The organism is Cellulomonas sp. McL0617 (assembly GCF_049994875.1).
Lineage (GTDB): Bacteria > Actinomycetota > Actinomycetes > Actinomycetales > Cellulomonadaceae > Cellulomonas.
In genome coordinates, this window is sequence record NZ_CP188256.1 from 2,360,742 (window position 1) to 2,380,691 (window position 19,950).

The following is a 19,950-nucleotide window of genomic DNA, read 5'->3' on the forward strand; positions in this document are numbered from 1 at the left end:
GTGTCCACCGGGAACGGCTTGCGCGTCGGGATCTTCGTGTTCGACGGCGCCGAGGAGCTGGACGTCGTCGGCCCGTACGAGGTGCTGAAGTACTGGGCCGACAGCTCCGACCTGCATCCCGAGGTGCTGACGTTCTCGCTCGACGGGGGCGGCGTCCAGTGCGCGAAAGGGCTCCGGCTCGTGCCGGACACGAGCGTCGCGGACCTCGGGCCGGTGCACGTGCTCGTCTACCCGGGCGGGCACGGCACGCGCCTCCTGCTGCGGCAGCCGGAGCACCTGGCCTGGGTGCACGAGATGCGCGCGACGACTCCCCTGCTCGCCAGCGTGTGCACCGGCGCCCTCGTCTACGCCGCGGCGGGGCTGCTCAGCGGGCGGCCCGCGACCACGCACTGGGCGGCGTTCGACGAGCTGCTCGAGCTGGAGCCGGACGTGCTGGCCGACACCGAGTCGCGGTTCGTCGACGACGGCGACCTCGTCACCTCCGCCGGGGTCTCGGCCGGGATCGACATGGCGCTGCACCTCGTCGCCCGCCTCGAGTCGGTCGAGGTCGCCCGCACCGTGCGCCGCGGCATCCAGTACGACCCCCAGCCACCGGTATGAGCGACCTGCTCGCCGCACCCGTGCTCGAGCACGCCCTGCTGCCCGTCCGCGCCGGGGCGCGGGAGGCGTTCGAGCGCGCGCTGGAGCAGGCCCTCCCGCTGGTCCAGGCGATGCCCGGGTGCCGCGGGGTGCGCGTCTCCCGGAACCTCGAGCGCCCGGGCACCTACCTGCTGCTCATCGGCTGGGACTCGGTCGAGGCGCACACGGTCGGCTTCCGCGAGTCCGAGCAGTACGTCGCGTGGCGCGAGCTGCTCCACCACTTCTACGACCCGTTCCCCGTGGTGGAGCACTACGTCACGGTCGTCTGATCAGCCCCGCGCGAGCTTCTCCAGCAGCAGCGCCTCGGCCAGCACGACGTGCTGCAGCTCGCCCAGGTGCACCGACTCGTTCGCGCCGTGCGCGCGGCTGTCCGGGTCCTCGACGCCGGTGACCAGGATGGACGCGTCCGGGAACACGTCCAGCAGGTCGGCGATGAACGGGATCGAGCCGCCCACACCGATGTCGACCGGCTCCGTGCCCCACGACTGAGCGAACGCCCAGCGCGCCGCCTGCATCGCCGGGGAGTCGGCCGGCGCCTGGAACGGCTTGCCCGTCTCGCCGTCGGTGACCGTCACCCGGGCGCCGAACGGTGCGTGCTCCAGCAGGTGGCTGCGCAGCGCGACCATCGCGGCGGCGGGGTCCTGGCCCGGGGCCAGCCGCACCGACAGCTTGGCCGACGCCCGAGGCGTGATGGTGTTCGACGCGCTCGCGACGCGGGGCGCGTCCAGACCGATGACGCCGATCGCAGGACGGGTCCACAGGCGGGCGGTGATCGGGCCGGTCCCGGCCAGACGCACGCTGTCGAGGACGCCCGCGTCCGCGCGGAACGCCGCCTCGTCGTAGTCGACCGACGGGTCGGCCGCCCGCACCAGCCCGGCGACGGCAACATCGCCGGCGTCGTCGTGCAGCGTCGTGATCAGGCGAGCCAGCAGGGTGGGTGCGTCGAGCACCGCCCCGCCGAACATCCCCGAGTGCACGGCGTGGTCGAGCACGCCGACCTCGACGACGCAGTCGACCAGGCCGCGCAACGACGTGGTCAGGCCCGGCACGCCCACCGCCCAGTTGGTGGAGTCCGCGACCACGATCACGTCCGCCGCGAGCAGGTCGCGGTGCGCCTCCAGGAACGGCAGGAACGTGGGCGAGCCGATCTCCTCCTCGCCCTCGACGAACACCGTCACGCCCACGCCGAGATCGTCGCCGAGCACCCGCAGGGCTCCGACGTGCGCGATGATCCCCGCCTTGTCGTCGGCGGCACCGCGTCCGTAGAGGCGGCCGTCGCGCTCGGTCGGCTCGAACGGCGGCGACTGCCAGTCCGCGTCGTCGCCCGGCGGCTGGACGTCGTGGTGGGCGTAGAGCAGGACCGTCGGAGCGCCGGCGCGCGCGGGCCGACGACCCACGACGGCCGGGGCCCCACCGCCGACGTGCAGCACCTGCACGTCGTCGAAACCCACGCCGTGCAGCAGACCCACGACGGCCTGCGCGCTCGCGGCGACGTGCGCCTGGTCGAACTCGGCGTTGGAGACGCTGGGAATCCGCACCAGCGTCTCGAGGTCCGCACGAAGTGCGGTGAAGAGGTCGGCCGTCCGCCGACGCAGGGCCTCGGTGCGGTCGTCGGGTGCTGTCTGGTGATCGGTCACGTCTCAGCACGCTACTCGACTACCCTTGACCCGTGCCCGGACGCAGCAACGACCCGCAACCCGCCCTGTCGGAGGGCCCCGCCGAGCCCGCAGGCAAGGGTCGCCCGACGCCGAAGCGCAAGGAGGCCGAGGCGGCCAACAAGCGCCCGCTGGTCAGCTCCGACCGCAAGGGCGCCACCCGCGCGCAGGCCGACGCGCGCAAGAAGCAGCGCAACCTCGAGTACTCGGCGATGCAGAGCGGCGACGAGAGGCACATGCCGCTCAAGGACCGGGGTCCGCAGCGTCGGTTCATGCGCGACTGCGTGGATGCCCGCTGGAACCTCGGTGAGTTCGTGCTCCCGATCGCCGTGCTGCTCATCGTCGTGCAGCTGGTGTTCAGGAACACGATCCTCGCGGGCGGCGCGATCGTCGCGCTGTACGCGTACATGATCCTGTTCTCCATCGACGCGTGGTTCCTGTGGCGCAGCACCAAGAAGCGCCTGATCGCCAAGTTCGGCGCCGACGTCCCGCTCAAGGGCGCGCCGTTCTACACGGTCGTCCGGGCGTTGCAGATCCGCCGGTCGCGCCTGCCCAAGCCGCAGGTCAAGCGGGGTCAGTACCCCCGCTAGGGTCGAGGAATGGTTTCCTACCGCTACCTCGGCCGCTCCGGCCTCAAGATCACCGAGATCACCTACGGCAACTGGCTGACGCACGGCTCGCAGGTGGAGAACGACACCGCGAAGGCCTGCGTCCGCGCCGCGCTCGACGCCGGGATCACCAGCTTCGACACCGCCGACGTCTACGCGAACACCAAGGCCGAGACCGTCCTCGGCGAGGCTCTGCAGGGCGAGCGTCGCGCGGGCCTGGAGATCTTCACCAAGGTCTACTGGCCCACGGGCCCCGGCGGCGCCAACGACTCGGGCCTGTCCCGCAAGCACATCCTCGAGTCGATCGACGGCTCGTTGCGGCGCCTGCAGACCGACTACGTCGACCTCTACCAGGCGCACCGGTACGACGAGTCGACGCCGCTCGAGGAGACGATGCAGGCGTTCGCGGACGTCGTGCGGGCCGGCAAGGCGCTGTACATCGGCGTCAGCGAGTGGTCGGCGCCGCAGATCCGTGCTGGTCACGCGCTCGCCCAGGAGCTCGGCGTCCACCTGATCTCGAACCAGCCCCAGTACTCGGCCCTCTGGCGGGTCATCGAGGGCGAGGTCGTCCCCACGTCCGCCGAGCTCGGGCTGTCGCAGATCGTCTGGTCGCCGGTCGCGCAGGGCGTGCTCACCGGCAAGTACCTGCCGGGCCAGCCGGTACCGGAAGGGTCGCGAGCCACCGACGAGAAGGGCGGCGCACGATTCATCGGCCGCTTCCTCGAGCGGCCCGACATGCTTGCGCGCGTCCAGGACCTGAGGCCCGTCGCCGACGAGCTCGGGCTGTCGATGGCCCAGCTGGCCGTCGCCTGGGTGCTGCAGAACCCGAACGTCGCGTCCGCGATCATCGGTGCGTCGCGGCCCGAGCAGGTCACGGAGAACGTGCGCGCGTCGGGCGTCGTCATCCCCGCCGAGCTGCTCGCGCGGATCGACACGATCCTCGGCGACGCCGTCGTCGACGACCCGGCCGAGACCGCCCGGAACGCGCCCGGACCCCGCTGACCTACACCCGCGCAACGTCCGGCTCCGTCGTCCGCACGGAGTCGGGCGTCGGGACGGTGAACAGCGGCAGGAACACGTGCACGAGCGGCCCGATCGCGAGCGCGTACAGCACCGTGGCCGGCCCGAACGTGCCGCCGAGGATCCAGCCGGCCGTGATCACGACCACCTCGATGCCCGTACGCACGAGCCGGATCGACCACCCGGTCCGCGCGACGAGGCCCGTCATGAGCCCGTCGCGCGGACCCGGACCCAGGCGGGCGCCGACGTACAGGCCGGTCGCCACGCCGTTCAGCACGACGCCCCCGACGGCGAGCGCGATGCGCGCACCGATCGGCAACGGGTCGGGCAGGTGGTCGAGCACCGCGAAGAACGGGTCGACGAGCACGCTGATCACCGCGACATTGGCTACGGTGCCCACGCCCGGGCGCTGCCGGAGCGGGACCCAGCACGCCAGGACGACGACGCCGGTCAGAAGCGTCACCATGCCGAACGACAGGCCGGTGTGCTTCACGATGCCCTGCGTGAGGACGTCCCACGGCATCGACCCCAGGTCGGCGTGGACGACCATCGCGATCGACGCCGCGTAGAGGACGAGCCCGACGAGCAGCTGCCCGAGCCGGCGCGTCACCGAAAGTTCCACTCGGTCCAGCCGTACCGCGGCTCGCGGGTCGGTCTGCGGTGCAGACGCAGGACGCCGACGGTCGCCGGACCGGCGATCGCCGCGACGAGGAGGAGAACCAGAAGGATCGATAGCCACATGCTCATGGTCACCAAGATTGGCTCAATCATGGCCTTTCAATCCATAGCCACTTCTGTCATCGTGGCACCATGAACGAGCTCCCGACCGACCGACGCATCGGCGGCCACCGCCTGCGCTCCGTGCTCGGCGCCTGGCAGCGAACCGGCCCGGCCTACGTCGCACTGGCGGATGCCCTGCGGGCCGCGATCCTGTCGGGAACCCTGCCGCTGAGCACCCGGCTGCCCAGCGAGCGCGAGCTGGCCGACGCGACCGGTGTCTCCAGGACCACCACGACGGCCACCTACGGGCTCCTGCGGGACGAGGGCTACCTGGTCAGCCGCCGCGGCTCCGGCACCGTCACCACGCTCCCGAGCGGTCGGGGTGCGCGCGCACCGTTCGCCGGGTCGCGGGACGACGGGCAGGACGTCATCGACTTCTCGATGGCCGCCCCGTCGGCCCCGTCGATCCTGCACGGGTGCTACCTCGCCGCACTCGACGCGCTCCCCCGCCACCTGGGCGGCACGGGCTACACACCCCTCGGTGTTCCGGTCCTGCGTGAGGCGATCGCCGGCTGGTACACGCGCCGGGGCACGCCGACCACCCCCGACCAGATCCTGGTGACCACCGGGGCACAGCAGGCCATCCACCTGCTCGTGCACGCGCACGCCGGTCCTGGCGACCGGGTGGTGGTCGAGCACCCCACCTACCCGCACGCCATCGACGTGGTCCGCGCCGCCGGCGCCCGTCCCGTACCCGTGCCGTTCGGGGTGGACGGGCTCGACATCGACCTTCTCGAGTCGACCATCCGACAGGTCTCGCCGCGGCTCGTCTACCTGATCCCCGCCCACCACAACCCCACGGGCACGTCGCTCGACGACGAGGAACGCGCCGCCGTGCGCGCCCTCGCCCGTCGGTACCGCACCACCGTCGTGGGCGACGAGGTGATGGCCGAGCTGACGATGGAGGGACCTGCTCCGTCGTCGTTCGCCGGCGACGGGACCGGGTCCGCGTTCGTCGCCTCGATCGGGTCCGCGTCCAAGTCGTTCTGGGGCGGCCTGCGCGTCGGCTGGGTGCGTGGCCACCCGGACCTGGTGTCGCGGCTGGCCACGGCTCGCGCGAGCGTCGACATCGGCACGCCGCTGCTCGAGCAGCTCGTGGTGACCGAGCTGCTCGCTCAGCCCGACGCCGTGCTCGACCGCAGGCGTGCGGTGCTGCGCGAGCAGCGGGACGAGCTGGCCGGGCTGGTGCGGCAGCAGCTCCCGTCGTGGCGGTTCGCGATCCCCCGCGGCGGCCTGTTCCTCTGGGCCGACCTCGGCGCACCGGTGTCCAGCGCGCTCTCGGCGATCTCGGGCCGGTACGGCGTGCGGATCGTGCCCGGGACCGCGTTCGGCGTGGACGGCAGCTTCGAGCGGAACCTCCGGCTGCCGTTCAGCACGTCCCCCGACGGGCTGCGGCTGGGCGTCGCGAGGCTGGCCGAGGCGTGGGCGGGACTGGGTGTGACCGAGCCGACGACCACGTCGGATCGGGTCCACGCGATGGTCTAGGTGTAGGGCAGCGTCAACGTCGGCGTGGCCTGCAGGCCCTCGTGCAGCAGCCGGACCGCGTGCACGCCCTGGGCCGCGAGCGTGCGCCAGTGCTCTCCGAGCCACTGCTCGGCGTCGTACTGCGTGGTGAACACCGGGCTCACCGGGGTCGTCACGGGTTCGGTGTCGGCGCCGTCGAAGCGCCACTCCCACTGCGGTCGGAGCACCATCAGACGGCCGCCTTGCGCTGCGTGGGCGATCGGCGGGCCTGGTCTGCACCGAGCGCCCGCGTGATGCGCGCCGGCCAGAAGGGTCCCTCGTAGATCAGACCGGTGTAGCCCTGCACGAGCGTCGCTCCGACCGCGACGTACTCGCGGGCGTCGGCGGGCGTGGTGATGCCGCCGACCCCGATGATCACCGCGTCCGGACCGAGGCGGCTGCGCAGGCGGGCCACGACGTCCAGCCCGCGGGCGAGCACCGGCGGACCCGACAGGCCGCCCGGCCCGAGCTCGTGGGCGATCGTCGTGTTGACCGCGACCACGCCCTCCAGCCCGAGCTCGGCCGCCAGCTCGGCCACCGCGTCGACGTCCTCGTCGGACAGGTCCGGCGCGATCTTCACGAGCAGGGGGACGGCCGGCTTGCCGGCCTTGACCGTCGCCTCGTCGGCCGCGACGCGCGTGGCCTCGAGGATCGGACGCAGCGCCTCGACCGACTGCAGGTCGCGCAGCCCGGGCGTGTTCGGCGACGACACGTTGACCACGAGATAGTCCGCGTAGGGCGCGAGCCGCCCGGCGCTCGTCGCGTAGTCGACCGACGCGTGCTCGGCCGGTGTCACCTTCGTCTTGCCGATGTTCACGCCGACGACGAGGCGGCGCCCCGCCGGGGTCGCGCGCAGCCGACGCAGGCGCGCGGCGACGTCGGCCGACCCTTCGTTGTTGAAGCCCATCCGGTTGCGCAGCGCCCGCTGATCGAGCACGCGCCACAGCCGCGGCTGCTCGTTGCCCGGCTGGGCCTTCGCCGTGACGGTGCCCACCTCGACGAACCCGAAGCCGAGCATGGTCAGACCCGCGACGCCGACCGCGTCCTTGTCGAACCCGGCCGCGAGCCCGAACCGCGAAGGGAACCGACGGCCGAAGACCTGGACCTCACCCTGGGCCGGCGGAGCGAAGACTCGCGCGACGAGGGGGCGCAGCAGCGGCACCCGCGCGACGCCACGGATCAGCGCGAACGCGACCACGTGCGCGCGCTCGGGGTCCATCCGACGCAGGACGAGGTCGAAGAGCAGGCGGTACACGCTCTCAACCCTAGGCGGTGGTCACGGGACGGCCCGTGCGCCACAGCCACAGCAGGCCGAGGAACGGCAGGATCACCGGGATGTAGCCGTAGCCCTGGCCGAACGCCGACCACACGGTCTGGTCGGGGAAGTCGTCGACCACCGTGAGCGACAAGATGCCGACGGTGAGCACCCCGACCATCTCGATGCTGACGGCCCACCAGGCGGCGGTCCGCCAGTCCTTGGCCAGCGCGATGGTCGCGACGATGTAGACGATGCCCGCGCCGAGCGAGAGCAGGTAGGCCACCGGCGCCTCCGACAGCTTGGTCGTCACCTGGAACAGGCCGCGGGCGGTCGCGGCGAGCGCGAGGACGCCGTAGATCGCCACGAGCACCCGCCCGGGGCCGCTGGCGGTGGAACGGGTCGGTCGGGCGTCGGTCACACGGTCCCCCAGATCTGCAGGAGTCGGTACTCCAGGAAGGCAACGGTCAGGGCGCCCATGAGCAGCACCACGGAGCTCCAGCGCGTGCGCTCGGCGAAGGCCCACGCCGCGGCGATGGGCAGGATGAACAGCTGCGTCAGGACGTACCCCCACAGCAGCACGCCGTCGACGTCGGGAGAGCCTGCGAGGGCGAGCACCGCCGCGACGACCGCCTGCACGAGCAGCACGGCCTCGACGACCGCGCCACCCCAGAGCTGACGCAGGATCACGGCGCGGTCGCGGACGACGAACCACAGCGCCCAGCCGCCGAGTGCGACGCACAGGGCGACGACGAGCAGCGCGAGGGGGACGATCACGGTGCCCCACCGTACCGGCGCCCCGACCTATAGTCGGACGGTGACCGTGACGCTGACCGCACAGGACCCTGCCCGCCTCTCCGTCGACGCCCTCGTGGTCGCCGTCGCCCAGCAGGACGACCAGCCCGTCGTGCTCGGGGCCGAGCGACTGCCCAAGGAGCTCCGCACGCTCCTCGCGTCGTCGGCCGCCGCACTGGGCGTCACCGGCGCCCCCGACGAGGTGCGTCGGCTGCCCGGGACCGGGCTCGCCGCGGCCGTGCTGGTGCTCACGGGGGTCGGCTCCGGTCCGCTCACCCCGGAGACCCTGCGCCGGGCGGCGGGTGCCGCGACGCGGGAGCTCGCCGGGACCGCGAGCGTCGGGCTTGCCCTGCCCACCGACGATGCCGAGACCGTGGCCGCGGTCGCCGAGGGCGCGCTGCTCGGTGCGTACGCGTACGCGCGGTACAACGGCTCGACGAAGGCGCCCGTCGCGACGATCCAGATCATCACCGCCCACCCGCGAGACCGCGCGACCAAGGCCGGTGTCGATCGCGCGTCCGTGCTCGCCGCCGCCGTGCACGGCACCCGCGACCTGGTGAACACGGCGCCGAACGACCTCTATCCCGCCGCGTTCGCGGACCTGGCCAAGGCGGCCGCCAAGGACTCGGGCGCCAAGGGTCTGCGCGTGACCGTGATCGACGACAAGGCGCTGCTGGCCGGCGGCTACGGCGGCCTCATGGGTGTCGGTCAGGGCTCGTCGCGCGGGCCGCGCCTGGTCAAGATCGCCTACTCGCCCTCGCGTCCCGCGGCCAAGGTCGCCCTCGTCGGCAAGGGCATCACGTTCGACTCCGGCGGCATCTCGATCAAGCCCGCGGCGGGGATGGAGGCCATGAAGTCCGACATGGCCGGCGCCGCCGCCGTCCTGCACACGGTCGTCGCGGCCGCGCGGCTCGGGCTGCCCGTGGCGGTCACCGGGTGGCTGTGCCTAGCGGAGAACATGCCGTCGGGGACCGCTCAGCGGCCGTCGGACGTCATCACGATCCGCGGCGGCAAGACCGTCGAGGTGCTCAACACGGACGCCGAGGGCCGCCTGGTCATGGCCGACGGGCTCGTCGAGGCGGTCGCGGAGGAGCCTGACGTCGTCATCGACATCGCGACGCTCACCGGCGCGCAGATGATCGCGCTGGGCAACCGGGTGTCCGCCGTGATGGGCACCGACGACGTGCGCGCCGAGATCGTGTCGGCGGCGGGGACCGCCGGTGAGCAGTTCTGGCCGATGCCCCTGCCGGCCGACCTGCGCCCGGGCCTGAAGTCGAAGGTCGCGGACATCGCGAACATCAGCGACCGGTTCGGCGGGATGCTGACCGCCGGGATCTTCCTGCAGGAGTTCGTCGGCACGACGCCGTGGGCGCACCTCGACATCGCGGGTCCCGCGTTCAACGAGCGGGCGGCCCACGGGTACACCCCGGTCGGCGGGACCGGTGTCGGCGTACGCACCCTGCTCGCCCTGATCGAGGGGCGCGTGGCCTAGGTGTACTGACCCGGAGCGTTGTTGACGCGGTCGATGGGGCGTTGGCCGCCGATGCCGAGGTGGGGTCGTTCCAGGTTGTAGTGCGTCAGCCAGATGGGCAAGAGGGTGGCGCGCTCGTCGTTGGAGGCGAAAACGCGGGAGTAGGCCCACTCGGTGGCCAGGGTGCGGTTGAGTCGCTCGACTTTGCCGTTGGTCCAGGGGCAGTGCGGCTTGATGAACTTGTGCACGATGCCCAGCTCGAGGACGGCATCGCGGAACGCGAGCGATCGGCGGTATGAGAATGCGTTATCGGTGATCAGCCGCTCGACCGCGATGCCGTGGGCGGCGTAGAACGCGATCGCACGGGTCAGGAACGCGGCAGCCGTCGCACCCTTCTCGTCGTCATGGATCTCGGCGTAGGCCAACCGGGAGTGGTCATCGATGGCTGTGTGCACATAGTCATAGCCCAGACCCCGGCCACGAACTTCTTCGCTGCGCCCGTGCGCTCTCCAGCCGCCGCCGTCGGGGATACGGCCGAGCTTCTTGACGTCGATGTGCACCAGTGAACCCGGGTAGGGATGCTCGTACCGGTTCGCTGAACGGCGCGAGGCCCGGATCAACTGCCCGGTCAACGGGTCACACTCGCGCAGGCACGGGACGTGGTGTCGCACCAGGATCCGCCCGACCGTCGAGGCTGGCAGCCCCAGGTGGTGACCGATCCAGACCGGGCCACGACGAGTGAGCATCCGCGCGATCCGGACCCGGGTCTCCACACACGCCGCGGTGCGGTGCGGGTGGTGGTGCGCCACGCTCGAACGATCGATGAGCCCGGGTTCGCCCTCGGCCTGGAACCGACGCCACCACTTCCACGCCGTGGTGCGCGAGACCCCGAGCTCGGCCGCGACATGCGCCACCGGACGACCCTCCGCGATCCGCTGCACCATCAACAGCCGGCCAACCGGCAACATCCGCGCACTACCGTGAGACACGAGAGACCTCCGTGTGATCGAGCCGGGTTCCTAGACAGTCCCCACTCGACCCGGAGGTCTCTCGCTACGTCAACAACCCTCGTGGTCAGTACACCTAGGCGCCGCGCCGATGCGCTACCTCGTCGTCGGGACGGGCGCGATCGGCGGCGTGGTCGGCGGGCTCCTCGCCGCAGCGGGCCGTGACGTCGTCCTGGTCGCCCGGAACCGTCAGCTCGACGCGCTGAGGTCCGGAGGCCTCACCGTCGCGACCGCGGACGGCGTCCGGCACGTGCACCCGCCCGCGGTCGGCGGTCCGGACGATGTCGCGCTGCGGCCCGACGACGTCCTGGTCCTCGCCGTGAAGAGCCAGGACACGGTCGCCGCGCTCGAGGCGTGGGCCGACCGTCCCGTGGCCGGTGGTGGGACCGCCGCGTCCGAGCTGCGGGTCGTGTGCGCCCAGAACGGGATCGACAACGAGCGCACCGCCCTGCGCAGGTTCGCCCACGTGGTCGGGATGTGCGTGTGGTTGCCGGCCACGTTCCTCGAGCCCGGCCGCGTGTCTGCGGGCAGCACGCCGGTCCCGGGCGTCCTGACGCTCGGCGCCGTGCCGATCGGAGGCCCAGCGCCCACCGACATCGCGGCGGACCTCGTCGCGGCCGGGTTCTCGGCGCCCGTCGTCGACGACGTCATGGCGTGGAAGTCCGCCAAGCTGCTGTCCAACCTGGCGAACGCGGTCGAGGCCCTGTGCGGCACGGGCTGGGACGACGCCGCCGGCGAGCTCGCCGCGCGCGCCACGGCGGAGGGCCGGGCCGCGCTCGCGGCGGCCGGCGTCCGCGTGCTCCCCGACGACGAGCACGACGCCGCGCGCGCCGAGTTCCGGATGGCCCGGCTCCCCGGCGAGGACGGTGGCGGCTCCTCCTGGCAGTCGCTCGTCCGCGGCAGCGGCTCGATCGAGGCCGACTACCTGAACGGCGAGATCGTGCTGCTCGGGCGCCTGCACGGTGTGCCCACGCCGGTCAACGCCCTCCTGCAGCGCCTGTCCCGACAGGCCGCCGCGGCCGGGACGGCGCCGGGCTCGGTCGAAGCCGCGGACCTGTTGGCGCTGGTCGCCTAACCCTCGCGGGCCGCCGCAGCCTTGGCGGCGAGCGCGGCGAACTCGGGCTTGCCGAACGCGGTCCCGAACAGGCCCCAGCCGCCCTCAGCCGCCTCGCTGATGATCACCCAGACCTGGACGCCGCCCTCCCCGACGAGGTCGGTCACGATCTGCGTGGCCTCACGCGTGAGCTGACGCTGCCCCTCCCGGTCGAGCGAGTCGGGTGGGGTGATCACCTGGACGCGCACGGCGCGGGCCGTCGGGTTCGCGGCGGTCGTCACCTGCGGCAGCCGGTGGACGAACGCCGCGGTGTTCTCCGTGAAGAACGCGCCGATCACCGGCTCGGTGTGCCCCTCGGCGCGGAGCACGGCGAACGTGAGATCGGTGGCCAGCTGCTGGTCCGCGTCGGTGGGGAACAGGTCGTCGGGCGTGTAGACGTCGATCATGGGCATGGTCCGGCTCCTCGCTATGATGATGTGCATAGAACGCTAGTTATGTGGACTGTCATAGTCAAGGGAGGGCAACGGGTGGCCGGCGAGACGAAGGCGCGCATGGTCGACGGGGCCGTGCGCCTGCTGGCGACCCAGGGGACCCAGGGGACGTCGTTCGCCGACGTCCTCGAGCTCACCGGAGCACCGCGCGGATCCATCTACCACCACTTCCCCGACGGGAAGGACCAGCTGCTCGCGGCTGCCGTCGACCTCGCGGGCGCTCGGGCGCTCGGCGCCGTCGACGGGTGGGTCGGTCGATCCCCCGAGGAGGTCACGGCGTCGTTCCTCGGGCTGTGGCATGCCGTACTCGAACGTTCCGGGCTACGGGCGGGGTGCGCGGTGCTCGCCGTCACCGTCTCGACCGGGTCGCCCGAGCTCCTCGAGCACACAGCAGCCGTGTTCCGCGCGTGGCGGACGAGCCTGGCCGCGCTGTTCTCGGCGGGCGGTCTGCCGGACGACGACGCTGCGGGCTTCGCGGCGACCCTCGTCGCGGCGTCCGAGGGTGCGGTCGTCGTCAGCCGCGCCGAGCAGTCCATGGAACCCTTCGAGCTCGTCGCCGGGCAGCTCCTGGGGCTCGTGCGGCGACTGGCCTAGTGGCCGCCCGACTTCTTCCGGGCCAGGCGCTGGCGGGAGTTGTAGTCCCGGACACGCTGCGGGTAGCCCGTGCGCTGGACGTCGTAGATCGGGATGTTCATCTCGCGCGCGATCTGGGCGGCGGCCTCGCCGTCCGGTACGCGGCGGCGCGTCCACTCGCCGTCGGTCGCGACGAGCATCACTGTGGTCGGCGTCGAGTTGGTGCGCGGCTCGACGTACGCCTCGACCCCGACCCGCGTCAGGATGAACTCCTTGAGGTGCGCGATCGTGGCGTCCCGGGCGGAGCGGTCGGTCGGTGCGTCGTTGGCCGCCGGGTGCTTCCGACGGGAGAACAGGCCCATGCCGCCTGAGGGTACATTCCGTCGGGAGCGATCCCCTGTGATGCACGAGACGGAACACCAGTCATGGGACGACTGTTCTGAGTGTCACACCAGCACGCCGGGCGTCCGGGTCGTTCGGGACCTGCAACGATGACAAGATGGTCGGCGAGCTTGAGACCACACGTCTGCGTATGAGGAGTCTGCACGTGGCCGACACCACCGGCACCGCTTTCGACATCGTCGTCCTGGGCGGAGGCAGCGGCGGCTACGCGGCTGCCCTCCGTGCCGCCCAGCTGGGGAAGTCCGTCGCACTCGTCGAGGCCGACAAGGTCGGCGGCACGTGCCTGCACATGGGCTGCATCCCCACCAAGGCCCTGCTGCACGCCGCCGAGCTGGCCGACCACGCCCGCGACGGCGCCCACTACGGCGTTCACACCACGCTCGAGAAGATCGACATGGCCGGCGTGAACGAGTACAAGGCCACCGTGGTCGGCCGGCTCTACAAGGGCCTGCAGGGACTCATCAAGTCCCGCAAGATCACCGTGTTCGAGGGCTACGGCACGCTCGTCGCCAAGGACACGGTCGAGGTCAACGGTGAGCGCATCACCGGCGAGCACATCATCCTCGGCACCGGTTCCTACGCCCGCACGCTGCCCGGTCTGGAGATCGGCGGCCGGGTCATCACGTCCGACCAGGCGCTGCAGCTCGACTGGGTGCCCAAGTCCGTGATCGTGCTCGGTGGCGGCGTCATCGGCTCCGAGTTCGCGTCGGTCTGGAAGTCGTTCGGTGCCGATGTCACGATCATCGAGGCGCTCCCCCATCTCGTCGCCAACGAGGACGAGGCGCTCTCCAAGGCGTTCGAGCGTCAGTTCCGCAAGCGCGGCATCAACTTCAACCTGGGCGTGCGGTTCGCCGGCGTCACCCAGGACGACAACGGCGTGCACGTCTCGCTGGAGGACGGCAAGACGTTCGACGCGGACCTGCTGCTCGTCGCCGTCGGTCGCGGACCGCGGACGTCGGGCCTCGGCTACGAGGACCAGGGCATCACGCTCGACCGCGGCTTCGTCATCACGAACGACCGCCTCCACACCGGCGTCGGCAACATCTACGCCGTCGGCGACATCGTCCCCGGCCTGCAGCTGGCCCACCGCGGGTTCGCACAGGGCATCTTCGTGGCCGAGGAGATCGCCGGGCTCAACCCCGCGACGATCGTCGAGTCGGGCATCCCGCGCGTGACGTACTCCGACCCTGAGGTCGCCTCGGTCGGTCTCACGGAGGCGCGTGCCAAGGAGGTCCACGGCGCCGACAACGTCGAGACGCTCGAGTACAACCTGGGCGGCAACGGCAAGAGCCAGATCCTCGGCACGCAGGGGTTCGTCAAGCTGGTCCGTCAGAAGGACGGCCCGGTGATCGGGATCCACATGATCGGTGCGCGCGTCGGCGAGCTCATCGGGGAGGGCCAGCTCATCGTGAACTGGGAGGCCTACCCGGAGGACGTCGCGTCGCTCGTCCACGCGCACCCGACGCAGAACGAGGCCCTCGGAGAGGCCCACCTCGCGCTGGCCGGCAAGCCCCTGCACGCCCACAACTGACCACACGATTCGAAGGAGACACGAGCGGTCATGTCCGACAACGTGCAGCTGCCCGCCCTGGGTGAGTCCGTCACCGAAGGCACCGTCACCCGCTGGCTGAAGAACGTCGGCGACACGGTGGAGGTCGACGAGCCGCTGCTCGAGATCTCGACCGACAAGGTCGACACCGAGATCCCGTCGCCGTTCGCCGGCGTGCTCGAGCAGATCCTGGTCCAGGAGGACGAGACCGTGGAGGTCGGCGCCACGCTGGCCGTCATCGGTTCGGGTTCGGACTCCGGCTCGGGTTCCGACGAGGGCTCGTCGGCCCCTGCCGAGGGTTCGTCGGCTCCCGCCGAGGCCGAGGCACCGGCGCAGGAGGCTCCGGCCGAGGAGCCCGCCGCCGAGTCCGACGCGAGCGAGGAGCCCGTCGAGGAGCACGAAGAGCCCGCCGCGGCCCCGGCCGCGTCGTCGGACGGCGGAGGCGTCGGCGAGAACGTGACCCTGCCCGCCCTGGGCGAGTCCGTGACCGAGGGCACCGTGACGCGCTGGCTGAAGAACGTCGGCGACACGGTGGAGGTCGACGAGCCCCTGCTCGAGATCTCGACCGACAAGGTCGACACCGAGATCCCGTCGCCGTTCGCCGGCACGCTGCAGCAGATCCTGGTGCAGGAGGACGAGACCGTCGAGGTCGGCGCCGTCCTCGCCGTGATCGGGTCGGGCAGCTCGGCCGCCGCGTCCGCACCCGCCTCGCCGGAGCCCGTGTCCGCCCCGGCCGCCGCCGAGCCGGCGCCCGAGCCGCAGAGCGCACCCGAGCCTTCCGCCGAGCAGGAGTCGGCCGCGCCGGCACCCGTCCCGGCCACCCCGGCCCCGGTCCCCGCGACCCCGGCTCCGGTCCCGGCGGCAGCGCCCCAGGCCTCGGGCAGCTACCTCACCCCGCTCGTGCGCAAGCTCGCTGCGGAGAAGGGCGTCGACGTCGCGACCCTGGCGGGCACCGGAGTCGGCGGACGCATCCGCAAAGAGGACGTCCTCGACGCGGCCGCCAAGGCGGAGGAGGCCGCGAAGGCCGCCGCTGCTCCGGCCGCGACGGCACCGGCCGCCGCCGCTCCGAAGAAGTCCGCCGCCGCGACCGTCTCGCCGCTGCGCGGGACGACCGAGAAGGCCAGCCGGCTGCGGCAGATCATCGCCGAGCGCATGGTCGACGCACTGCACTCGCAGGCGCAGCTCACCACGGTCGTCGAGGTGGACGTCACCAAGATCGCGCGGCTGCGGGCCAAGGCCAAGGCCGACTTCTCGGCGCGCGAGGGCGTCAACCTCACGTTCCTGCCGTTCTTCGTGCTCGCCGCGATCGAGGGTCTCAAGGCCTATCCGAAGATCAACGGCGTGCTCGAGGGCAACACGATCACGTACCACGGCGAGGAGAACGTCGGCATCGCGGTCGACACCGAGCGTGGCCTGCTCGTGCCGGTCATCCGCGACGCGGGCGACCTGAACCTCGCCGGCATCTCGCGCAAGATCGTCGACCTGGCCGGCCGCACCCGCCAGAACAAGGTCACGCCCGACGAGCTCAGCGGTGCCACGTTCACCGTGACCAACACCGGCTCCGGCGGGGCGATCATCGACACCCCGATCGTGCCCGGCGGCACCTCCGCCATCCTGGGCACCGGCGCGATCGTCAAGCGCCCGGTCGTCATCCTGGACGCGGACGGCGCCGAGGTCATCGCCATCCGGTCGATGTGCTACCTGTCCCTCTCCTACGACCACCGCCTGGTCGACGGAGCGGACGCCTCGCGCTACCTCAGCGCGCTGAAGGCCCGCCTCGAGGAGGGCGCGTTCGAGGCCGAGGTCGGCCTCTGACGCTCGTCGCAGCCTGACCGCGGCCCGGTTCCCCTCGTGGGAGCCGGGCCGCGGCCGTTCGTCGGTGATCCCCGGGCGACCGCACTCGTCGCGGGGCGCCCACGGAGCCGCTCGCCGGGCCCGGGTCGGCGCCCGAACGTAGGGTGAGCCGCATGCAGGTGGTGGTGGCGGGGTCGCACGGGTTCATCGGGGGTGCACTGGTCCCCCAGCTCCGGCGCGACGGTCATCTGGTGCGGGTGCTCGTGCGCGGCGCGACCCGCAGTCCCGACGAGACCTGGTGGGACCCGGACGCTGGACGCCTGGACCCGTCGGCGCTCGGATGGGCCGACGCGGTCATCAACCTCGCCGGCGTGAACCCCGGAACACGGCCCCTGACGCAGGCGCGCAAGCAGCTCGTCGTGTCGTCTCGCGTCCACACGACGCGTCTGCTCTCGCGGACGCTCGCGACGCTCGACGACGAGCGACCGCGGGCCCTGCTGCAGGCGTCGGGGATCGGTGCGTACGGCTCGCGCGGCGAGGACGTCCTCGACGAGGACGAGCCCCTGGGCACGACGTTCTTCGCGACGGTCGTGCGTCAGTGGGAGGCCGCCACGGCGCCGGCGCAGGAGGCGGGCGTCCGGGTGGTCCACCTGCGCTCCGGCGTGGTGCTCAGCTCGCACGGCGGGGCGCTGGGCCGCCTGCTGCCGTTGATCAAGCTCGGCGTGGGCGGCCGGTTCGGCAGCGGGAAGCAGTTCTGGCCCTGGCTGACGCTCACCGACGAGGTCCGGGCGATCGAGCACCTGCTGACCGCGACCGTCGCGGGGCCGGTCAACCTGGTCACGAGGGCGGACCGCAACACCGACGTGGTCTCCGCGCTGGCGAAGGCGTTCCACCGCCCGGCCGTCGTGCCGGTGCCGGCGTTCGCGCTGCGCGCGGTGCTCGGTGACTTCTCGTCGGAGGTGCTCGGCTCGAACCGCGCGGTGCCCGGGGTGCTGGAAGCGGATGGCTTCGTCCCCACGCACCCAAACCTCGCGGCGGCCGCCCGCTGGGTGGCCGCTGGGGGGTGAGCCGGTCAGCCGGCGGGGTCTTTGACGTCCCAGACGCGCCACCCGTCGTCCGTCCACCGCAGTCCGAGGACGACCGTGCGCGGTGCGCCGACGCCGGTGGCGCTCGACATCGCCGACGTCACCGCGACGTCCGTGGTCGAGCCGCGACTGCCGTCGTCGGCGACGAGCCACGCGTCCTGCACGTCCGCCACCAGCCCGTGCGCGCGTGCGGGATCGATCGACACGAGGAGGGTCGAGTCGGCGGTGCGCGCCGGGCTGTCGGCGACCTCGACCGCGCCCAGGCCGGCCTCATCGCCCGCGCCGACCGCGGCGGCCCGGAGCCTGCTGAGCTCGACCGCGGCGTGGACCGGGTCCTGTGCGTCCGTGACCGGAGAGCTCGCGGGCACCGAGTGCAGCCGCCAGCCCACCGTCCCCAGAGCCAGCACCGCGACGCAGCCGAGCGCGACCAGCCCCGTCGGGAACCGCCGCCTGGACGAGCGGCGCGTCGCCACCGGCGGGGCGTGCCGAGCGCTCGACAGCAGGGCCAGCGAGGCGAGCGCCCCGGCGTCGGGAAGCTGCACGGGCTCCGGCTCGGCGGCCCGGACGCAGGCCTGGGCGAGTCCCGCGGCGTCGATCGACGGGTGGCCGAGCGCCTCGGCCAGGGCGTCCCGGAGCACCAGGCCGCCGGCGAGGAGATGCACGTCGTCACCGGGCAGCTGCGCGACGACGGCGGACGCCAGGGCGACGAGGTCGTCGCGGGGCGCTGACCCACCGACCACCACCCCGCGCAGGTCGCACAGGACCGGCCGGCCGTCGGGCCGGACCAGGATCGTCGTCGCGTCGACCGCCCCGTGGCTCAGCGCCGCGTCGTGCAGGGCGCCGAGCGCTCCGGCCACCGGGATGGTGACGGTCGCTGCCTCGCCGTCGGTGAGCGGCGCCCGCGCCGCACGGATCTGCGCGAGCGAGAGCCCCTCGACGTGCTCGACGAGCAGACCGATCCGGCCCGGCGTGAGCTCGGTCGCGTCGAGCAGCCGGACCAGATGGTCGTGCCTGAGCCCGCGCAGGCGCGCCACGCGGGCCACGAGGGCGTCGTCCTGGACGTCCGCGTCCATCGCCTGCAGCTCGACCTGGTGCCCGGCCCCGTCGAGCGCGACAGCGAGCCACCGGTCCGGCTCGAGCAAGGTCGTCGCGCGCAGGCCCAGGCGGGCCAGCGCAGCCTCCACCGTCTCGTCCATCCCGCCATCCAAGCCGGGTCGGCGTACGGGCGTCGGCCGTCATCCACAGGTCAGGCCATGTGCACGACGCGCCCCTCGTCGGCGGACAAGCGGGCCGCGTCGAGCAGCCGGGCCGTGCGGGCGGCATCGAACGGGTCGACGGGGGGCGCTCCCCCGTCGACGACCCAGTCGACGACCGCGCGGTAGAGCTCGACGTGCCCGCCGCCGACCCGGGCGACGGGCATGCGCTCGGCGCCGCGGACCAGCCAGCCCTCGTGGGTGGGCTCGCCCGGCCGACGCGTCTCCTCGTAGGCGTCGTCCAGGGCGGTGAACGGCGACGCCTCGCCCTCGAAGCTCGTGACCAGGTACGCGCCGCCGTCGCCCAGCACGCGGGTGCGTGGCCCGGGAGCACCGACGACGCCGCCTGCCTGCAGGTGGCTGATCACCCCCGAGGCGTGCGTCAGGGCGAGGAACACGTCGTCGACCGCCGGCGTCGAGCGGGCGTGCAGCTCGGCGTAGACGGTGGCGACGGGGCCGAACAGCTGCGTCGCGGAGTCGACCAGATGCGCCCCGAGGTCGAGGAGCAGGCCGCCCGCCAGCGGGTCGTTCTCCTTCCAGCGGTCCTGCGGCACGGGGCGGAACCTCTCCCAGCGTCGCTCGAACCTGTGCACGGTGCCGAGCGCCCCGTCGGCGAGCAGCGACTGGAGCGTGACCTGCTCGGTGTCCCAACGCCGGTTGTGGAAGACGGTCAGGCGGCCGTCGCCGCGGGACGCGAGCAGCTCGGCGTCGTCGGCGGTCGTCGCCAGGGGCTTGTCGACGATGACGTGCAGGCCGGCGGCCAGCGCGGCCAGCGTGTGCTCGACGTGGTCGCCGGTGGGGCTCGCGACGACGACCAGGTCCAGGTCGGCGGCGTGCGCCAGGAGCCCGGCGACGTCGGGCTCGACGACCGCGTCGGGCCAGTCGGCCGCCACCTGAGCGGCGCGGCCGCGCGTCACGACGACGGTCACCTGCTGGCCGGCCTCCCGCAGCAGCCGGGCGTGGATGCCCCGACCGGCCCCGCCGTACCCGACCAGTCCCACCCGAAGCGCGCTCAT

23 protein-coding genes are annotated in these 19,950 nt (G+C 72.7%); 11 read left to right on the top strand and 12 right to left on the bottom strand.

Features of this window, described 5'->3' with window-relative positions; genetic code table 11:
• Together ACPPVS_RS10740 and ACPPVS_RS10745 are read left to right on the top strand one after the other, a co-directional pair.
• The gene (locus ACPPVS_RS10740; protein ID WP_426592258.1) at positions 1-600 is read left to right on the top strand and encodes a DJ-1/PfpI family protein; all 600 of its coding nucleotides are present in this window, start codon (positions 1-3) and stop codon (positions 598-600) included.
• Positions 597-908 (top strand): antibiotic biosynthesis monooxygenase family protein, encoded by a 312-nt coding sequence (locus ACPPVS_RS10745; protein WP_426592259.1) that lies wholly within the window; start codon positions 597-599, stop codon positions 906-908. The genes ACPPVS_RS10740 and ACPPVS_RS10745 overlap by 4 nt, the downstream gene beginning before the upstream one ends.
• Here the strand turns inward: ACPPVS_RS10745 and ACPPVS_RS10750 are convergent, their stop codons facing one another.
• Positions 909-2,276 (bottom strand): dipeptidase, encoded by a 1,368-nt coding sequence (locus tag ACPPVS_RS10750; protein ID WP_426592260.1) that lies wholly within the window; start codon positions 2,274-2,276, stop codon positions 909-911.
• 32 nt (positions 2,277-2,308) lie between these two features.
• On the opposite strand from ACPPVS_RS10750, the gene ACPPVS_RS10755 reads away from it, so the two are divergent.
• Both ACPPVS_RS10755 and ACPPVS_RS10760 read left to right on the top strand, forming a co-directional pair.
• On the top strand, positions 2,309-2,884 hold the full coding sequence (locus tag ACPPVS_RS10755; protein WP_426592261.1) for a DUF3043 domain-containing protein: 576 nt from the start codon (positions 2,309-2,311) through the stop codon (positions 2,882-2,884).
• A 9-nt stretch (positions 2,885-2,893) separates the two neighbouring features.
• Positions 2,894-3,904 carry an aldo/keto reductase family protein gene (locus tag ACPPVS_RS10760; protein ID WP_426592262.1) on the top strand — a complete coding sequence of 337 codons (1,011 nt, stop codon included), beginning with the start codon at positions 2,894-2,896 and terminating at the stop codon, positions 3,902-3,904.
• A 1-nt stretch (position 3,905) separates the two neighbouring features.
• Here the strand turns inward: ACPPVS_RS10760 and ACPPVS_RS10765 are convergent, their stop codons facing one another.
• Entirely contained in the window at positions 3,906-4,532 is a 627-nt protein-coding gene (locus ACPPVS_RS10765; RefSeq protein WP_426592263.1) for a YczE/YyaS/YitT family protein, read from the bottom strand.
• Positions 4,529-4,669 carry a hypothetical protein gene (locus tag ACPPVS_RS10770; protein WP_426592264.1) on the bottom strand — a complete coding sequence of 47 codons (141 nt, stop codon included), beginning with the start codon at positions 4,667-4,669 and terminating at the stop codon, positions 4,529-4,531. Before ACPPVS_RS10770 ends, ACPPVS_RS10765 begins: the two co-directional genes overlap by 4 nt.
• A gap of 63 nt (positions 4,670-4,732) precedes the next feature.
• On the opposite strand from ACPPVS_RS10770, the gene ACPPVS_RS10775 reads away from it, so the two are divergent.
• Positions 4,733-6,187, top strand: a complete 1,455-nt coding sequence (locus tag ACPPVS_RS10775; RefSeq protein ID WP_426592265.1) for a PLP-dependent aminotransferase family protein — start codon at positions 4,733-4,735, stop codon at positions 6,185-6,187.
• Here ACPPVS_RS10775 and ACPPVS_RS10780 read toward each other — a convergent pair.
• The 4 genes from ACPPVS_RS10780 to ACPPVS_RS10795 are packed head-to-tail and all read right to left on the bottom strand — an operon-like array spanning position 6,184 to position 8,237.
• On the bottom strand, positions 6,184-6,396 hold the full coding sequence (locus ACPPVS_RS10780; RefSeq protein WP_426592266.1) for a hypothetical protein: 213 nt from the start codon (positions 6,394-6,396) through the stop codon (positions 6,184-6,186). The genes ACPPVS_RS10775 and ACPPVS_RS10780 overlap by 4 nt on opposite strands.
• Complete coding sequence (locus ACPPVS_RS10785) at positions 6,396-7,460, bottom strand: quinone-dependent dihydroorotate dehydrogenase (RefSeq protein ID WP_426592267.1); 1,065 nt, start codon at positions 7,458-7,460, stop codon at positions 6,396-6,398. The genes ACPPVS_RS10780 and ACPPVS_RS10785 overlap by 1 nt, the downstream gene beginning before the upstream one ends.
• 10 nt (positions 7,461-7,470) lie before the next feature.
• A complete protein-coding gene (locus ACPPVS_RS10790) occupies positions 7,471-7,881 on the bottom strand; it encodes a hypothetical protein (RefSeq protein ID WP_426592268.1) in 411 nt (136 codons plus the stop codon).
• A complete protein-coding gene (locus tag ACPPVS_RS10795; protein ID WP_426592269.1) occupies positions 7,878-8,237 on the bottom strand; it encodes a hypothetical protein in 360 nt (119 codons plus the stop codon). The genes ACPPVS_RS10790 and ACPPVS_RS10795 overlap by 4 nt, the downstream gene beginning before the upstream one ends.
• A gap of 40 nt (positions 8,238-8,277) precedes the next feature.
• On the opposite strand from ACPPVS_RS10795, the gene ACPPVS_RS10800 reads away from it, so the two are divergent.
• The gene (locus ACPPVS_RS10800; protein WP_426592270.1) at positions 8,278-9,747 is read left to right on the top strand and encodes a leucyl aminopeptidase; all 1,470 of its coding nucleotides are present in this window, start codon (positions 8,278-8,280) and stop codon (positions 9,745-9,747) included.
• On the opposite strand, the gene ACPPVS_RS10805 is transcribed toward ACPPVS_RS10800, so the two are convergent.
• Entirely contained in the window at positions 9,744-10,715 is a 972-nt protein-coding gene (locus ACPPVS_RS10805; RefSeq protein WP_426592271.1) for an IS481 family transposase, read from the bottom strand. The two genes, ACPPVS_RS10800 and ACPPVS_RS10805, sit on opposite strands and share 4 nt — an antisense overlap.
• 109 nt (positions 10,716-10,824) lie before the next feature.
• Here ACPPVS_RS10805 and ACPPVS_RS10810 point away from each other — a divergent pair, with 109 nt between their 5' ends.
• Complete coding sequence (locus tag ACPPVS_RS10810) at positions 10,825-11,808, top strand: ketopantoate reductase family protein (RefSeq protein WP_426592272.1); 984 nt, start codon at positions 10,825-10,827, stop codon at positions 11,806-11,808.
• Here the strand turns inward: ACPPVS_RS10810 and ACPPVS_RS10815 are convergent.
• Positions 11,805-12,239: a hypothetical protein gene (locus ACPPVS_RS10815; protein WP_426592273.1), complete on the bottom strand. Its 435-nt coding sequence runs from the start codon at positions 12,237-12,239 to the stop codon at positions 11,805-11,807. The two genes, ACPPVS_RS10810 and ACPPVS_RS10815, sit on opposite strands and share 4 nt — an antisense overlap.
• 75 nt (positions 12,240-12,314) lie before the next feature.
• Between ACPPVS_RS10815 and ACPPVS_RS10820 the strand changes: the two genes are divergently transcribed.
• Positions 12,315-12,872: a TetR/AcrR family transcriptional regulator gene (locus ACPPVS_RS10820; RefSeq protein WP_426592274.1), complete on the top strand. Its 558-nt coding sequence runs from the start codon at positions 12,315-12,317 to the stop codon at positions 12,870-12,872.
• Here the strand turns inward: ACPPVS_RS10820 and ACPPVS_RS10825 are convergent.
• Positions 12,869-13,213, bottom strand: a complete 345-nt coding sequence (locus tag ACPPVS_RS10825) for an oxidoreductase (RefSeq protein WP_426592275.1) — start codon at positions 13,211-13,213, stop codon at positions 12,869-12,871. The genes ACPPVS_RS10820 and ACPPVS_RS10825 overlap by 4 nt on opposite strands.
• Positions 13,214-13,398: 185 nt before the next feature.
• On the opposite strand from ACPPVS_RS10825, the gene lpdA reads away from it, so the two are divergent.
• From lpdA to ACPPVS_RS10840, 3 genes are all read left to right on the top strand, one after another.
• Entirely contained in the window at positions 13,399-14,784 is a 1,386-nt protein-coding gene (lpdA, locus tag ACPPVS_RS10830) for a dihydrolipoyl dehydrogenase (RefSeq protein ID WP_426592276.1), read from the top strand.
• Positions 14,785-14,814: 30 nt separating this feature from the next.
• Positions 14,815-16,617 carry a 2-oxoglutarate dehydrogenase, E2 component, dihydrolipoamide succinyltransferase gene (sucB, locus tag ACPPVS_RS10835; protein ID WP_426592277.1) on the top strand — a complete coding sequence of 601 codons (1,803 nt, stop codon included), beginning with the start codon at positions 14,815-14,817 and terminating at the stop codon, positions 16,615-16,617.
• A gap of 152 nt (positions 16,618-16,769) precedes the next feature.
• Complete coding sequence (locus tag ACPPVS_RS10840) at positions 16,770-17,663, top strand: TIGR01777 family oxidoreductase (RefSeq protein ID WP_426592278.1); 894 nt, start codon at positions 16,770-16,772, stop codon at positions 17,661-17,663.
• A gap of 5 nt (positions 17,664-17,668) precedes the next feature.
• Here the strand turns inward: ACPPVS_RS10840 and ACPPVS_RS10845 are convergent, their stop codons facing one another.
• Both ACPPVS_RS10845 and ACPPVS_RS10850 read right to left on the bottom strand, forming a co-directional pair.
• Positions 17,669-18,877: a hypothetical protein gene (locus ACPPVS_RS10845; protein WP_426592279.1), complete on the bottom strand. Its 1,209-nt coding sequence runs from the start codon at positions 18,875-18,877 to the stop codon at positions 17,669-17,671.
• Positions 18,878-18,927: 50 nt separating this feature from the next.
• On the bottom strand, positions 18,928-19,950 hold the full coding sequence (locus ACPPVS_RS10850) for a Gfo/Idh/MocA family protein (protein ID WP_426592280.1): 1,023 nt from the start codon (positions 19,948-19,950) through the stop codon (positions 18,928-18,930).